At 65.5% G+C, this 14,244-nt stretch carries 15 protein-coding genes; 4 read left to right on the top strand and 11 right to left on the bottom strand.

Annotated elements, in window-relative coordinates:
* Positions 1 to 23: 23 nt before the first annotated feature.
* From cheA to flhD, 6 genes are all read right to left on the bottom strand, one after another.
* Complete coding sequence (gene cheA / locus DID99_RS19180) at positions 24 to 2,288, bottom strand: chemotaxis protein CheA (RefSeq protein ID WP_124667297.1); 2,265 nt, start codon at positions 2,286 to 2,288, stop codon at positions 24 to 26.
* Positions 2,289 to 2,321: 33 nt separating this feature from the next.
* Positions 2,322 to 2,699: a response regulator gene (locus tag DID99_RS19175; RefSeq protein ID WP_044849175.1), complete on the bottom strand. Its 378-nt coding sequence runs from the start codon at positions 2,697 to 2,699 to the stop codon at positions 2,322 to 2,324.
* Between the two features lie 107 nt (positions 2,700 to 2,806).
* Complete coding sequence (gene motB / locus DID99_RS19170; protein ID WP_044849176.1) at positions 2,807 to 3,826, bottom strand: flagellar motor protein MotB; 1,020 nt, start codon at positions 3,824 to 3,826, stop codon at positions 2,807 to 2,809.
* A 13-nt stretch (positions 3,827 to 3,839) separates the two neighbouring features.
* Positions 3,840 to 4,700 (bottom strand): flagellar motor stator protein MotA, encoded by an 861-nt coding sequence (gene motA / locus DID99_RS19165; protein ID WP_124486860.1) that lies wholly within the window; start codon positions 4,698 to 4,700, stop codon positions 3,840 to 3,842.
* A gap of 189 nt (positions 4,701 to 4,889) precedes the next feature.
* A complete protein-coding gene (gene flhC / locus DID99_RS19160; RefSeq protein WP_124520474.1) occupies positions 4,890 to 5,444 on the bottom strand; it encodes a flagellar transcriptional regulator FlhC in 555 nt (184 codons plus the stop codon).
* Between the two features lie 94 nt (positions 5,445 to 5,538).
* Positions 5,539 to 5,859 (bottom strand): flagellar transcriptional regulator FlhD, encoded by a 321-nt coding sequence (gene flhD, locus DID99_RS19155; protein WP_014895554.1) that lies wholly within the window; start codon positions 5,857 to 5,859, stop codon positions 5,539 to 5,541.
* A 665-nt stretch (positions 5,860 to 6,524) separates the two neighbouring features.
* On the opposite strand from flhD, the gene DID99_RS19145 reads away from it, so the two are divergent.
* Entirely contained in the window at positions 6,525 to 7,589 is a 1,065-nt protein-coding gene (locus DID99_RS19145) for a glycosyltransferase family 4 protein (RefSeq protein ID WP_044849179.1), read from the top strand.
* A 107-nt stretch (positions 7,590 to 7,696) separates the two neighbouring features.
* On the opposite strand, the gene DID99_RS19140 is transcribed toward DID99_RS19145, so the two are convergent.
* Positions 7,697 to 7,993: an H-NS histone family protein gene (locus DID99_RS19140; RefSeq protein ID WP_006489320.1), complete on the bottom strand. Its 297-nt coding sequence runs from the start codon at positions 7,991 to 7,993 to the stop codon at positions 7,697 to 7,699.
* Between the two features lie 298 nt (positions 7,994 to 8,291).
* Here DID99_RS19140 and aqpZ point away from each other — a divergent pair, with 298 nt between their 5' ends.
* Complete coding sequence (gene aqpZ / locus DID99_RS19135; protein WP_044849180.1) at positions 8,292 to 9,032, top strand: aquaporin Z; 741 nt, start codon at positions 8,292 to 8,294, stop codon at positions 9,030 to 9,032.
* A gap of 105 nt (positions 9,033 to 9,137) precedes the next feature.
* On the opposite strand, the gene DID99_RS19130 is transcribed toward aqpZ, so the two are convergent.
* Positions 9,138 to 9,971, bottom strand: coding sequence for a Cof-type HAD-IIB family hydrolase (locus DID99_RS19130; protein ID WP_124520473.1), 834 nt, complete (start codon positions 9,969 to 9,971; stop codon positions 9,138 to 9,140).
* A gap of 127 nt (positions 9,972 to 10,098) precedes the next feature.
* A complete protein-coding gene (locus DID99_RS19125; protein WP_124571379.1) occupies positions 10,099 to 10,980 on the bottom strand; it encodes a BadF/BadG/BcrA/BcrD ATPase family protein in 882 nt (293 codons plus the stop codon).
* A 141-nt stretch (positions 10,981 to 11,121) separates the two neighbouring features.
* Here DID99_RS19125 and DID99_RS19120 point away from each other — a divergent pair, with 141 nt between their 5' ends.
* The gene (locus DID99_RS19120) at positions 11,122 to 11,727 is read left to right on the top strand and encodes a DNA-3-methyladenine glycosylase I (RefSeq protein WP_124486856.1); all 606 of its coding nucleotides are present in this window, start codon (positions 11,122 to 11,124) and stop codon (positions 11,725 to 11,727) included.
* Positions 11,728 to 11,739: 12 nt separating this feature from the next.
* Here the strand turns inward: DID99_RS19120 and DID99_RS19115 are convergent, their stop codons facing one another.
* Positions 11,740 to 11,952: a hypothetical protein gene (locus tag DID99_RS19115; RefSeq protein WP_124571378.1), complete on the bottom strand. Its 213-nt coding sequence runs from the start codon at positions 11,950 to 11,952 to the stop codon at positions 11,740 to 11,742.
* Between the two features lie 84 nt (positions 11,953 to 12,036).
* Complete coding sequence (rpsU, locus tag DID99_RS19110; RefSeq protein ID WP_006401410.1) at positions 12,037 to 12,249, bottom strand: 30S ribosomal protein S21; 213 nt, start codon at positions 12,247 to 12,249, stop codon at positions 12,037 to 12,039.
* A 1,050-nt stretch (positions 12,250 to 13,299) separates the two neighbouring features.
* Between rpsU and DID99_RS19105 the strand changes: the two genes are divergently transcribed.
* Positions 13,300 to 14,118 (top strand): flagellin, encoded by an 819-nt coding sequence (locus DID99_RS19105; protein ID WP_124571409.1) that lies wholly within the window; start codon positions 13,300 to 13,302, stop codon positions 14,116 to 14,118.
* Positions 14,119 to 14,244 lie beyond the last annotated feature (126 nt).

Below are 14,244 nucleotides of genomic sequence, written 5' to 3'. Positions count from 1 at the left end.
CCCAATCGGTTGAATGGCGAGAGTCAGAAAATGGCGAGCTCGGCGCCGGCTCGGGCGCCGTGCGTCGCACGGGTTTCGCGGTTCAGCGCCGCGACGTCGACGATCAGCGCGACACTGCCGTCGCCGAGAATGGTCGCCGCAGAGATGCCGTGCACCTTGCGGTAGTTGGTTTCGAGGTTCTTCACGACCACCTGCTGCTGGCCGACCAGCTCGTCGATCAGCATCGCGAAGCGGCGCCCCTCGGTTTCCATGATCGTGACGATGCCCTGGGTCGGATCGGTGCGCGCGTCCTCGACCGAGAACACCTCGTGCAGCGCGACGAGCGGCAGGTATTCGCCGCGCACGCGCACCACGCGCTCGCCGTTGCCGACCGTGTAGATGTCGTCGTTCGACGGCTGCAGCGACTCCATCACGAAATTCAGCGGCAGGATGAAGATCTCGCTGCCGACCTTCACCGACATCCCGTCGAGGATCGCCAGCGTGAGCGGCAGCACGATCCGCGTGGTCGTGCCGCGACCGGCCTGCGACGTGATCTCGACATGGCCGCCCATCGACTGGATGTTGCGCTTCACGACGTCCATCCCGACGCCGCGGCCCGACACGTCGGTCACGGTTTCGGCGGTCGAGAAGCCCGGCGCGAAGATCAGCTGCCAGACTTCGTCGTCGCTGATGTTTTCGGAAATCTGCATGCCCTGCTTCGCGGCCTTCGCGAGGATCCGCTCGCGGTTCAGGCCCGCGCCGTCGTCGCTGACCTCGATCACGATGTTGCCGCCGTGATGCGCGGCCGACAGCACGAGCTGGCCGACGCCGTCCTTGCCGGCGGCGACGCGCTTGTCGACCGTCTCGATCCCGTGGTCTAGGCTGTTGCGCACGAGGTGCGTGAGCGGGTCGATGATCCGCTCGATCAGGCTCTTGTCCAGCTCGGTCGCCTGGCCGAACGTGACCAGCTCGACCTGCTTGCCGAGCTTGCCGGCGAGGTCGCGCACGAGCCGCGGGAAGCGGCTGAACACGTAGTCCATCGGCATCATGCGGATCGACATCACCGCTTCCTGCAGGTCGCGCGCGTTGCGCTCGAGCTGCGCCATCCCGTTGAACAGGCGGTCGTGCAGCGCCGGATCGAACGCGCTCGCGGTTTCCGCGAGCATCGCCTGCGTGATCACGAGCTCGCCGACCAGGTTGATCAGCTGGTCGACCTTCTCGACGCCGACGCGGATCGAGCTGCCTTCGGCGCCCGATGCTGCGGCGGCCGGGCGCGGACGCTTGTCGTCGTGGTGCGCGGCAGCCTGGGCAGCCTGCGCGGCGGGTTCTGCGTGCGGTTGCGATGCCGGTTGCGATGCCTGTTGCGGCGCCGGTTGCGCGGCGGCGCTCGGCTGCGCCTGCGGTGCGGCGGCGGCCGGGGTGGCACCGGGGGCTTGCGCGAAGACCTCGACCCGCGCGGCCGGTTCCGGCGCGGCGACCGGTTCGACGGCGGCCGGTTCGACGGCGGCCGGCGTGGCGGCAGGCGCCGCCGGTGCGGCCGGCGCGGTGCCGCGCGCGATGCGGATCTGGCTGTCGTCGATCACGAAGCAGCACACGGCGACGATGTCGTCGGACGGCACGTCCGATTCGAGCCACAGCGTCAGGTCGGCGCCCGCTTCCTCGCGGCCGACGATCCGGCCGAGATTGCCGAGCTCCTCGGTGAGCAGCGCCTGGTCCTTCGCGTCGACGCCGAGGAGCGTGATCTTCAGGTGCGGGCCGTCCGTGCCGGCAGCCGCCGCCGGATGCGCGGCCGCGACCGCCTGTTCGACCACGTGATCGGGCGCGCGGTCGCTGGCGGAGGTAGCGGCGGCCGGCGCCGGTGCCGGTGCAGTCTCCACGGCAGGCGCGGCAGGTGCGACGTCCGCGGGCGCGCCCGCGCCGCTCTCGGCCTTCAGGCGTTCGAGCTTCGCGCAGATCGTCGCGGCAGCCGCCGCGTCCGGTTCCGCGCTCGCGCGATAGTCGACCAGCTGGTCGGACAGCACGTCCTTGGTCTCGAGGAACGCGTCGACCATTTCCTTGGTCAGCGTCAGCTCATGGTTGCGCGCGCGGTCGAGCAGCGACTCGAGGATGTGGGTCGTCTCGGTCAGCGCGGAAAAGCCGAACGTCGCCGCGCCGCCCTTGATCGAATGCGCGGCGCGGAAGATCGCGGCCAGGTCCTCGGGGTCCGGCGAGCCGACGTCGAGGTTCAGCAGCAGTTGCTCCATCTGCGCGAGCAACTCGTCCGCTTCGTCGAAAAAGGTCTGGTAGAACTGCGTGATGTCGAGAGTCATGCCCGGTCACCGGTTGGATTCGTCGCGTTCATGTCAGGAGGCGGTCTGCTCGGACAGCGTCGCGACCAGGTCGATCAGCACGGCCGGGTCGATCGGCTTTTCGATCCAGCCGGTCGCGCCCGCGTCGCGCGCGGCGTCCTTGAACGCATCGCTGCCTTCGGTCGTCAGTACGAGAATCGGCGTGTCCGCATACGCTGTCAGCTTGCGCAGCGCGGCGATCACCTCGAGGCCGTTCCTGCGCGGCATGTTCTGGTCGGTCAGCACCAGGTCGTACGGCACGGTGGCCGCCATGTCGAAGCCGGCTTCGCCGTCCGGCGCCACCGTCACGTCGTAGCCGGCCTGCGCAAGCGTCGCCTGCAGCAGCGCACGCATGGTCGCGGAGTCGTCGATGGCGAGAATGGTTCGGATCATGTCGGGCTCCGCAGGACCGCTCCAGGGTGGCTGACCGCCCCCTCGGGGGGCAGCGAACGAAGTGAGCGTGAAGGTTGTTTCATACGCGTCTCGAAATCTTGGAAACGTCAGGGTTTCGGCACCACGGCGACGGCGCTCGCGAGCACCGGTCGCGCGGCCGGCGCCGTGCCGTCGAGCTGCTGGGCCAGTTGCTTCGAGCCCGCGGCGTCGGCCGACAGTGTCGTGGTCGTCGTGTCGTCGCGCATCAGCGCGTCTTCGGATTTGCGGTTCAGCACGATCACGCTGATCCGGCGGTTTTCCGGATCGAGCGGATCGGCCTTGTTCAGGTTCTGCGTCGACGCGAGGCCGAGCACGCGCAGCACCTTCGACTCGTCCATGCCGCCCGCGATCAGCTCGCGGCGCGACGCGTTCGCGCGGTCGGCCGACAGTTCCCAGTTGCTGTAGCCGCCCTCGCCGCCCGCGTACGGCACCGCGTCGGTGTGGCCCTGGACGATGATCCGGTTCGGCACGTCGTTCAGCGTCTTGCCGATCTCGCGCAGGATGTCGCGCATGTACGGCTCGACGTGGTCGCTCGACATCGCGAACATCGGCCGCTTCTGCGAATCGACGATCTCGATGCGCAGCCCCATCAGCGTCGAATCGATGCGGATCTGCTGCTTGAACTGGCGCAGCGTCGGATTCGCCTCGATCGCCGCCATCAGCTTGATCTGCAGGTCGTGCAGGCGCGCCTGCTCGAGCCGGTCCTGGGCGCCCTGCGCCTGCGAGCGCGTCCTGTCGTCGCCGGCCTTCGCGACGCGATCGGCGAGCGACGTCGTGCCGTCGGTTCGGCGCAGCGTGCCGGCATCGAGGCTCGACAGGTCGCGGCCGCCGCCGTTGATGATGCTCGAGTCCTGCGAGCTGCGATCGCCGCTGCCGAACAGCGCGGCCTTCAGCGGTGTGTTGAAGTACTCGGCGATCCCCTTCAGCTGCACCGGCGTGACGGAGCTCAGCAGCCACATCAGCAGGAAGAACGCCATCATCGCGGTCATGAAGTCCGCATACGCGAGCTTCCAGGCGCCGCCGTGGTGGCCCTTCTTCTGCGGGGCCACCCGTTTGACGACGATAGCGCGATCCTTGCTCTTGCTCATCGAATGCTCCGCGTCACTTCGCCTTCACGCGGCGCACATGCTCTTCGAGCTCGGTAAACGACGGGCGCTCGGTCGAGAACAGCACCTTGCGACCGAACTCGACCGCGATCGCCGGCGCATAGCCGTTCAGGCTCGCGAGGATCGTCACCTTGATGCACTGGAACATCTTGGTCGACTCGGCGACGCGCTGCTCCGCGAGGCTAGCGAGCGGCCCGATCAGCCCGTACGACAGCAGGATCCCGAGGAACGTGCCGACCAGCGCCTGCGCGATCATCGCGCCGAGCACCGCGGGCGGCTTGTCGGCCGACGCCATCGTGTGCACGACGCCCATCACCGCCGCGACGATCCCGAACGCCGGCATCGCGTCGCCGACGCGCATCAGCGCGTGCGCGGGGCCTTCGCCTTCCGCGTGGTGCGTCTCGATTTCCTCGTCCATCAGGCTCTCGATCTCGAACGCGTTCATGTTGCCGCCCACCATCAGGCGCAGGTAGTCAGTCAGGAATTCGACGATGTGGCGATCCGCGAGGATCTTCGGGTATTGCGTGAAGATCGGGCTCTTGTCCGGATCGTCGATGTCGGCCTCGAGCGTCAGCGTGCCTTCCTTGCGGGCCTTCGCGAGCAGCACGTACAGGAGCGCCATCAGTTCCATGTAGACGTCCTTGGTGTACTTCGAGCCCTTGAAGAGCGTCGGCAGCACGCGCAGCGTCGCCTTGATGGTCTTCATGCCGTTGCCGAGGATGAACGCGCCGACGCCCGCGCCTGCGATCATCAGGATCTCGAGCGGCTGGACCAATGCGCCCAGATGCCCGCCTGCCAGCGCGTAACCGCCGAAGACGGACAACAGTGTCACGAGTGTTCCCACGATAATCAGCACTGCCTGTCCCTCACGAATGACCGGCGGGGAGACCGCCGTTAATCAGGTTTACGGCAGTCGGCAGGAAAACTTTGGCGGTCGCGCCGCGACCGCGCGGCGGTGTTTACCAGCAGGCCCCGGCCGGTTCGCGCGGCGCGCGGCAGGCGTGCGGAAGGCGTGCGGCTCCCGCCCGGCCCCGCCCGGTGGCGTTCAGGCCGCGGCGGTGGCCAGCCCGGCGCGTGCGGCGGCCGCCTTGCGGGTCTTGCCCGCGCGCGACGGCGGCTGGCACAGGCCGCACACGAAACCTTGATGCGGATCATGCGCATGCGCGACGAAATGGCCGCCGCAGCGCGTGCACGGCGTCATCTGCAGCATCCCCGAGTCGAAGAAGCGCACCAGCGTCCACGCGCGCGTGAGGCTCAGCGCGGCCTCGTCGCCGGACAGGTTCACGTGCTCCAGATAGAGCCGGTACGCCTTCACGATCGACTGGATCGGCTCGCAGCGGCCGTGGTCCTGCATGAACCGGTAGATGTTGTAGAACAGCGACGAGTGGATGTTCGGCTGCCACGTCATGAACCAGTCGGTCGAGAACGGCAGCATCCCCTTCGGCGGCGACGCGCCCTTCAGTTCCTTGTACAGCTTGATCAGGCGGTCGCGCGACAGGCTCGTCTCCGCCTCCAGCAGTTGCAGCCTGGCGCCCAGTTCGATCAGTTCGATGGCGAGGGTGATTTCCTTCACCTCGATCACGACGCTTTTGCTTGCCATGGTGAATAACCGTCCGCTTGACGTTGTTCGGATGAATCGCCAATACGCCGCCCGCCGACGCGGCGCGCCGGCACGAACGCAAGGCGGGGAAGGATCAGCGGACGCTTTCGACCGGCTGGCCGGCCATCAGGATCGCGGAATGCGCATGCGTGACGACGTCGCTGCGGCCTTTGTCGGCGAGCGACGACAGCAGCGCGTGATCGTCGAAGCGGAAACGGCACAACATCTGGTTCGATGCCGCGAGCTTCACGGTCTGGGCGAGCGTGAGGTTCGCGAGCACGTCGGCCAGTTCCTGGGAAACTCCCATGCGGAACATGCCCATCGCCTTGTCTTCCCGCAGCAGGCGCTGCGCGAGGAGGAGGTACGACAGGTTGACCTCTTTGATCTCACTGAGCATTTCGCTGGTGGCGCTCATGATTCCCCCGTTAAGAGCTTTTGCTTTGGCCTTTCATTGTGAAAACGTTTGCTCGATCGGGCGCCTGCTGACGCGCTGCCGGCACGTTTATAGTCTTACAGGGCGAATTCTGGCCAAACGGCATTTATGCCGGTATCAGCGAAGTGGCGCACGCCACGCAGGAATTGTCTGTAAACCGTGTAGGAATTTTTCCGACAAGGCGAATTGAAAGGGAACGAACGGCGGGGGCGAATGGGGCGCGAATGCGTCGGCGATGCGGTCCGCATGGGACGAATCCGGCTGAAGGCCATCCGGCAAGGCTGCCGGAAGTTGAATCGGTAAAAATTATAGTGGTTTTTCATGATAGCGCAACAATTGTGGTGGCTATCTCGTTTTATGTTTTCGCGCCCTTTTTATCGGGGTTTTCTCGTATTTCATGGTGTAACAAGCCTTAAGTGTTTGAAAAAACACTCGAACCCCTGAAGGCGATATCGATAATGGACTCAAATGGGCGGCGGCGGGAGCCGCGCCGGCCCGCCCCGCAGCTTGCCGCCCGGCGTCCCGCGCACCCCGCCACGGACCCGGCCACGCACCGCAGACAGCGTGCGTCGGCGAGTTCCGCAACCCTGCAGCGGACCAGCATGCGCGCTCGAGCGCTTTGCGCTGGTCGACACCGGAGAACGTCCATGCGTATTGCCCAGATCGCGCCGCTTTACGAAGCTGTCCCGCCGAAACTCTATGGCGGCACCGAGCGTGTCGTGTCCTACCTCACCGAGGCGCTCGTCGAGCTGGGGCACGACGTGACGCTGTTCGCGAGCGGCGACTCCGTCACGTCCGCCCGTCTCGAGGCGGCATGGCCGCGCGCACTGCGGCTCGACCCGTCGATCCGCGACTCGATGGCGCCCCATATGCGCCTGATCGAGCAGGTCGCCCGTGTCGCGCACGAATTCGACGTGCTGCACTTCCATCTCGACTACCTGCCATTCCCGCTGATGTCGCGCCTCGACACTCCGTACGTGACGACGCTGCACGGCCGCCTCGACCTGCCGGAGCTGCAACCGGTGTTCGACGCGTTCCCGGACGCGCCGGTCGTGTCGATCTCGAACAACCAGCGCAAGCCGCTGCCGCAGGCCGCGTGGGCCGGCACCGTGTATCACGGGCTGCCCGACACGCTGCTCACGCCGCAACCGGACGTGAAGCCCGAATATCTCGCGTTCCTCGGCCGGATCTGCCCCGAAAAGCGGGTCGACACAGCGATCCGGATCGCCGCGCAAAGCGGGCTGCCGCTGAAGATCGCCGCGAAGGTCGACAAGGCCGACGCCGACTACTTCAAGGAAGTGATCGAGCCGCTGCTCGGCGAGGCGCATGTCGAATTCATCGGCGAAATCAACGAGGCGCAGAAGCCGGCGTTCCTGTCCGGCGCGAAGGCGCTGCTGTTCCCGATCGACTGGCCGGAACCGTTCGGCCTGGTGATGATCGAGGCGATGGCCTGCGGCACGCCGGTCGTCGCGTTCAACCGCGGCTCGGTGCCGGAGGTAATCGAGGACGGCGTGACCGGCTTCATCGTCGAGGACGTGCAGGGCGCGGTCGGTGCGCTGCACCGGATCGACAGCCTGTCGCGCGACGCGATCCGCGCGCGCTTCGATACGCGCTTCAGCTCGAAAGCGATGGCACGGCGCTATGTCGAAACTTACGAATCGCTTTGCGCGACGGCAAAGCGGCCGACCTTGCGTCGCGTCGCGAGCGCGTGACGGCGAAATTCGTCAGAAATATTCGGTGAAATTCGCGCCGAAATCGGCGCGTAAAACCCAAAGGCGCCAAAGAGCCGCAGTCGATGCGGCTCTTTCTTTTTGTGCGCTCATTCGATCAGGAAACGATCGCGGTTTTTCCCGACGATCCAATTCGGCGGCTTGCCGCGCCCACTCCAGGTTGCACCCGACTTCGGGTCGCGGTATTTCGGAGGCAGCGGTGCCTTTTTCGGCGGACGGCCGCGCCGCGCGCGCTCCGCGAAGCCCAGATCCTGGGCCGTCAGGCCATATTCGGCAATCATTCGCTGGACGTCGGCGATCACCGCCGCCACTTCCTGGCGACGCACGTCATCCGCCTGGGCCTGCAGATCGGCGATCTGCGCCTTGAGCTTCGCGTATTGAGACATTTTTCGGCTCCCTTTTCCATGATGCGGCGCCGGCAGTTCCGGCCGGAACGCCAACACCCGTTACGTCATCCGCACTGCCGCCCTGCCCTTCAAAATTAATGCTGCCATCTTTAACCGAATCGGCTATATCGAGAATGCGGACTTATTCTAATAAAAGCCATTCGTCAGCCATTCGAATTTAACAATCGTTGACCCTCACCCAGCCGATTCATTTCCTATAATCCAGACCAATTCGGGGTGACGGAATAAATCATCCGGTCATCCGTTTGTCTTCAACCCACTTGAACGGGATCCTTACATGAATCTTTCTCAGCGTCTGGCTGCAGAGGTATTCGGCACGTTCTGGCTGGTGCTCGGCGGGTGCGGAAGCGCCGTGCTGGCCGCAGCCTTTCCGGGCCTCGGCATCGGCTTCGCCGGCGTCGCGCTCGCCTTCGGCCTGACCGTGCTGACGATGGCATTCGCGATTGGCCATATTTCGGGTTGCCACCTGAATCCGGCCGTCAGCGTGGGCCTGACGGTCGCCGGCCGCTTCCCGGCACGCGATCTCGCGCCGTATATCGTTGCGCAGGTCGTCGGCGCGACGCTCGGTGCGTTCGTGCTGTACCTGATCGCGACCGGCAAGCCGGGCTTCGACGTCGTCGGCAGCGGCTTTGCGACGAACGGCTTCGGCGAGCGCTCGCCCGGCCACTACTCGCTCGGCGCGGCGTTCATCTGCGAAGTCGTGATGACGGGCTTCTTCCTGTTCGTGATTCTCGGCGCCACCGACAAGCGCGCGCCGGCCGGCTTCGCGCCGATCGCGATCGGCCTGTGCCTGACGTTGATCCACCTGATCTCGATCCCGGTCACCAACACGTCGGTGAACCCGGCCCGCTCGACCGGCCCCGCGCTGTTCGTGGGCGGCGAGGCGATCGGCCAGCTGTGGCTGTTCTGGGTCGCGCCGATCATCGGCGCGGCAATTGCGGGGATCGTCTACCCGCTGATCGCGGGGCGCGACGATGCCGTCGGCCTCGTGCCCGCATCCGCTCGCACCAGCGAATAAAACACTACGGGGTCACGCGAGCAGAGCAGCGAGCCTCACGCTGTCGAACAACATCGAGGCAGGTAATTTGAACGGGCGCCGCTGGCGCCCGTTTTTCATGGCCGCTCAGGAAGCGGTGACGCCGTCGAGCGTACCTTCCAGCGCGAACAGCGTGCGCAGGTGGCGGGCGACGCCCGCATCGAAGTTGTTGCCGATCCGCGGAATGTGCGGCAGGTGCGCGATCAGGTCGGGGTTCGCGTTGTTCATCATGAACGCGTGGCCGGCCGTTTCGAGCAGGTCGATGTCGTTCATGTTGTCGCCGAACGCGATGCAGTGGCCGGCGTCGACGCCGAGTCGCGCGAGCACCGTACGCAGCGCGCGGCCCTTCGACACGTTGGCGGTCATCACTTCGAGACAGTCGGGCAGCGAGTACGTGACGTACAGCGCATCGCCGAACCGCACGCGCATCTGCTCTGCAACCACCGCCAGATCGGCCGGCTCGCCGATGTACAGCACCTTCGCGATGTCGGCGCCGTCGTGCGCGGCCATGTCGATCACGTCGTACCGGAAGCCCGAATCCTGGTGGAATTCGAGCAGGTGCGGCGCGTCGCGGTCGATCAGCCAGCCGCGGTCGGTGAACAGGTTGACGATCACGCGCCCGTGCGCACCGGTCACGCCCGGCTGCACGAGGCCGCGGACGATCGCGGGATCGATGTCCTGCGCATGGATCGCCGTGTCGTCCGGCGCATGCACGCGCGCGCCGTTCGACGTGATCAGGTACGGCCGGATGCCCAGCACGTCGCGGATGCCGGCGACGTCCGCGTAGTGACGCCCCGTCGCGATCACGAACTGCAGGCCGTCGCGGTCGAGCCGGCGGACAGTCTCGATCGTGTACGGATCGAGCTGGTGGTCGCTGTTCAGCAGGGTGCCGTCGAGATCGGTGGCGATGACTTTGTACATGGGGATGGGGGAGTGGCGCGCAGGACGCTGCGGAGCCGCCATTTTAACGTCGTGCCCGGCCGGGCGCCGGGCGGTTGGGGGAATGGGCGCGACGCCCTGTTCTCCCCGCTCCGACCGGCTCGACCGTTCACCCTGCTTCAGCCGCCCTCAACGCCTGCAGCGCGAGCCGCAACGCGCCGTGCGCGGAATCGTCGAGCGGCGCGCGCAGCCGCGCCGCATGGCGTGCCGGCACGGCCGGTGCCAGCGCGTCGGCCAGCCCGCCGCACAGCGCGACCGGCAGCGCCTGCTGCGGATCGAGCGCGTCGATCATCTTGCCGATCTCGTCGCCGGCCTGCGCGATCAGCGCCGCCGCATAAGAATGGTCGCAGTGCGCGAACACGATCGGCGCGAGGCGCGCGTAGATCGTCTGGTTCGCATCGCACGACCACTGGACGAGCGCGTCGCGATCGTGCGCGCCCGTTTCCGCGAGCAGCGCGCCGGCAAACGCGTCACGCGGCACGCGGCCGTCGAGCGCCTGCTGCGCGTACGCGAGCGCGCGCATGCCGAGCCACGCGCCGCTCGCCTCATCGCCGGACGGAAAGCCGAAGCCGCCCGCGATGCGGCAGTCGCCCGCGGCGTCGAGCGCCGCCGCGATGCTGCCCGTACCGAGCGCGACGATGAGCCCCGGCGCACCGCCGTGCGCGCCGACGACGGTCGTATAGGCGTCGCTCTCGATCGCCAGCGCGTCGAGCGGCGCCTGCGCGCGGAACGCGGCGAGCCACGCGGCATTGTTGACACCCGCGAGCCCGCAGCCGAGCGCGCACTGCGACCAGTCGAACGCGAGCCCCGCCCGCGTGAATGCGTCGGCACAGGCCGCGCCGATCGATGCCCACGCGCGCTCGATGCCGAGGCCGAGCCCCGACGGGCCGCCGCGCCCCTGCGCGAGTTCGCGCCCGTGCCGGTCGGCGAGTACCGCGCGGGTGCCCGTGCCGCCGCCGTCGATGCCGATCGCAAAAAGGAATGCCGTCATGCGTTGATCCTGCTGATTCGAACAGGCGCCAAGCTTAACCGGATCGGTGCCGCGCGCCCATCTGCCGTTCGGCCAGCTATACCGTGAATGGGCCTTCCGCTATGCTGGCACGATCGAATCGACACTGGAACGAGGCCGGCGATGTCGCAGCGGTGCAACTGGGTAAAGACGGAAGCGGATGCTCACTATCACGATACCGAGTGGGGCGTGCCGTCGCATGACGATCGCCATCTGTTCGAGATGCTGATTCTGGAAGGCGCGCAGGCGGGACTGTCGTGGTCGACGATCCTGAACAAGCGCGCCGGCTACCGCGAGGCGTTCGCCGACTTCGATGTCGACGCGGTCGCGCGCTTCACGCCGAAGCGCATCGAGAAGCTGCTCGAGAACCCCGGCATCGTCCGCAATCGCGCGAAGGTCGAATCCGCGGTGACCAATGCACGGGCCGTGCAGCGCATTCGCGAGGATCACGGATCGCTCGCGCAATTCCTGTGGTCGTTCGTCGACCACACGCCGGTCCAGAACGCGTGGCAGTCGTATCGCGACGCGCCCGCATCGACTGCCCAGTCGGATGCGCTCAGCAAGGCGCTGAAGGAGTACGGCTGCAAGTTCGTCGGCTCGACGATCTGCTATGCCCTGATGCAGGCAACCGGGATGGTCAACGACCATGAGACCGGTTGCCCGTGTCACGCCCAATGCGCGGCGCTCGGCGGCAAGCAGCAGCCGGCACGGCGCCGCAAGGCGGGCTGACGGCGACGAAGCTCACGGGCCGGTCGGCTTGGCGCGCACCGGCACGTCAGCACGCGCCGCCAGGTGATCCGCGCAAGGCGAGCCCGAACGCGGCGCCGATTTCCCGGTGAGCACGTCGGCGGCCTTGCCCGTTGGCCGCCGTTGGAACCGCCGTGCCGCCATGCCGCCATGCCGCCATTCGACCGTCTGGCAGTCGATCGGCCACTTTTCCGCCACGATCTGCAATCTTTTCCGGCCCCGAAAAGCAAAACGGCGGAGCGGCTTCTTTCGAAGCACGCTCCGCCGTTTCGCGGCGAACCGTAGACGCTCTTAGTGGAGCTTCTTCGGCAGCATCTGGCTGCGCAGGCGCTTGTGCAGGCGCTTGACGGCTGCTGCCTTCTTGCGCTTGCGGACTGCGGTCGGCTTTTCGTAGGACTGGCGTTCGCGCAGTTCAGCGATCAGGCCATTTTTTTCGATAGCACGGCGAAAGCGGCGAATCGCCACTTCGAACGGCTCGTTTTCCTTCAGAAGAATCGTCGTCATGTCGTTCCTAAATTGCTTAAACGGTCAAAAACGTAGCGGCCAAGCGCCACGCACCGGCCATCCGGGCGTCCCCACAACAGGCGAAACGAGCGGAAATACGGCCTCGGAGGCCGGAAAAGAGAGGCACAAAGCACCGCGGGTACGCTTCACAAGCCGCGTGCAGCGCCGCGTTTGACTGCCAGCAGGAATGCCGAGACGGCATAGGCGTGACAGAAAATCTCAATTCAGCCCGCCATGATATCAGGTAAACATAGCTTCGCCTACCGGTTTACCACTTTTCCGTCGCAATCACGCATCGCAGGCGTTCGAACGCCTATCCGGCCTTGCTGCGAGCCGTTCGAGCCCTTTAAATGCGCGCCGAACTCTACCCAGACGCACCGCAACGCTGTGCTTCCTCACGACAAAATCGAGCCAAATCTTCGGCGCCCCTTCGATTTGGTTTCGAACCACCGAAGTCTGGCTCCGAGGCGGCCAATACTGAATGCACGCGCCCTTGGGGCTAGCAGGCGTTGCGCGCTTTCGACTTACTAGTAACAGGAAAATCGGCTGCCGGCTGCAAGCCCAGCGGCTACCGCGCCGTCTGCCATCTCCCAACCTATCCGTAGTACCCGCCCTCAAAAATGGGATTGATGTCCGCACCTCGTCGCTGAAACGCGATCCTCGTCCCGTCATTTCTCCGGCTTCAACGGTACTCCTTGTCAAAAAACCGAATCTGCCACATGCCTCGCCCTACCGCGCCCGGGATTCAACAGGCCAGTCATTCGTCCGATACGGCATCGTCGGTACGTCGACCGGCTGCCGCGTGGTGGCGCGGCAGGTGCCGCACACCGAACGACAGCGCTTATACAGGCGTCGAGGCCATGTTCGGCAAACCGCAGAGCCAGTTCGACCAGCCGGTACGCCAAAGCAACTTCGCATCTGCCCCTAAAGTTTCGTCGCATGGTCGCCGACAACCAAGAAAGGCGGGCGACGCAGGATGCCAAAAAGCGCGACGCCGAACACGAAACAGCCAAATTTAAACCGGGCGTTTTTCCAAAAACGAGGATAGAAATGCTGAATATCAACACCAACCTTTATTCGCAAACGGCGCAAACCAACCTGTCGAATACGCAGAACGCGCTGTCGCAGGCAATCAACCGCCTGTCGTCGGGCAAGCGCATCAATTCGGCAGCCGATGACGCAGCCGGCCTCGCAATCTCGACGACGATGACGGCGTCGATCAACGCGTACAACCAAGGCGTCGCGAACGCGAACAACGCGGTGTCGATGGCTCAAACTGCTTCGAGCGGCCTCTCGGCAATCACCGCCAACCTGCAACGTATCCGCCAACTGGCAGTTCAGGCTTCGGACGATTCGATCGGCACGGCCGCCCAGGCCAATCTTAATACCGAGGTGCAAGCGCGCCTCGGGGAAATTGACCGTATCGCCGGTCAAACGACCTACAACGGCATCAAACTGCTCGACGGCACCGCAGGCGCAAATCTGACGTTCCAGATCGGTGAAAAAGCAGGTCAGCAACTGAAAATGGATTTGAGCGCTGCCTATGACTCGGCAACGTTGACTGTGACCGGCGATGTCACATCCACGACGAACGCGCAAACCTTGATGGGCCAAGTCGATGCCGCCCTCAAAACGGTCAACACCGAGCAAGCCCAACTCGGCTCGAACATCAACATCTTCCAGGCCGCCATCTCGCAAACGACGTCGCAATCGACCAACCTGAGCGCCGCAAGCGCACAGATCACCGACGCGAACTTCGCACAGGAAACCGCCAACCTGTCGAAGGCTCAAGTGCTGCAGCAAGCTGGCATCTCGGTGCTCGCGCAAGCGAACTCGATGCCGCAGCAGGTTCTGAAGCTCCTGAACTAATCGTTCGGCAAGACGCTCACGTCGCGCATTTAGAAATGCGCAACGCGGGCGTCGATGCAGCAGCAAAAAGATGCTTACCCGGGGAAGGCGCCTTCGGGTAAGCATTTTGCACGTCGCGCTGTACAT

Source organism: Burkholderia sp. Bp8986, assembly GCF_003854225.1.
In the GTDB taxonomy this organism is placed as follows: Bacteria; Pseudomonadota; Gammaproteobacteria; order Burkholderiales; family Burkholderiaceae; genus Burkholderia.
Note: the sequence above shows the minus strand (reverse complement) of the source record. Positions and strands in the feature narration are given on the sequence as shown.

What these genes read in the sequence shown, in the direction of transcription:
- DID99_RS19120 (WP_124486856.1), top strand. Translation starts at nt 11,122, where the DNA reads ATGTCGCAGCGGTGCAACTGGGTAAAGACGGAAGCGGATGCTCACTAT.
- motB (WP_044849176.1), bottom strand. Translation starts at nt 3,826, where the DNA reads ATGAGCAAGAGCAAGGATCGCGCTATCGTCGTCAAACGGGTGGCCCCG.
- flhC (WP_124520474.1), bottom strand. Translation starts at nt 5,444, where the DNA reads ATGGCAAGCAAAAGCGTCGTGATCGAGGTGAAGGAAATCACCCTCGCC.
- DID99_RS19175 (WP_044849175.1), bottom strand. Translation starts at nt 2,699, where the DNA reads ATGATCCGAACCATTCTCGCCATCGACGACTCCGCGACCATGCGTGCG.
- DID99_RS19125 (WP_124571379.1), bottom strand. Translation starts at nt 10,980, where the DNA reads ATGACGGCATTCCTTTTTGCGATCGGCATCGACGGCGGCGGCACGGGC.
- DID99_RS19140 (WP_006489320.1), bottom strand. Translation starts at nt 7,993, where the DNA reads ATGTCTCAATACGCGAAGCTCAAGGCGCAGATCGCCGATCTGCAGGCC.
- DID99_RS19105 (WP_124571409.1), top strand. Translation starts at nt 13,300, where the DNA reads ATGCTGAATATCAACACCAACCTTTATTCGCAAACGGCGCAAACCAAC.
- DID99_RS19145 (WP_044849179.1), top strand. Translation starts at nt 6,525, where the DNA reads ATGCGTATTGCCCAGATCGCGCCGCTTTACGAAGCTGTCCCGCCGAAA.
- DID99_RS19130 (WP_124520473.1), bottom strand. Translation starts at nt 9,971, where the DNA reads ATGTACAAAGTCATCGCCACCGATCTCGACGGCACCCTGCTGAACAGC.
- flhD (WP_014895554.1), bottom strand. Translation starts at nt 5,859, where the DNA reads ATGAGCGCCACCAGCGAAATGCTCAGTGAGATCAAAGAGGTCAACCTG.
- cheA (WP_124667297.1), bottom strand. Translation starts at nt 2,288, where the DNA reads ATGACTCTCGACATCACGCAGTTCTACCAGACCTTTTTCGACGAAGCG.
- rpsU (WP_006401410.1), bottom strand. Translation starts at nt 12,249, where the DNA reads ATGACGACGATTCTTCTGAAGGAAAACGAGCCGTTCGAAGTGGCGATT.
- aqpZ (WP_044849180.1), top strand. Translation starts at nt 8,292, where the DNA reads ATGAATCTTTCTCAGCGTCTGGCTGCAGAGGTATTCGGCACGTTCTGG.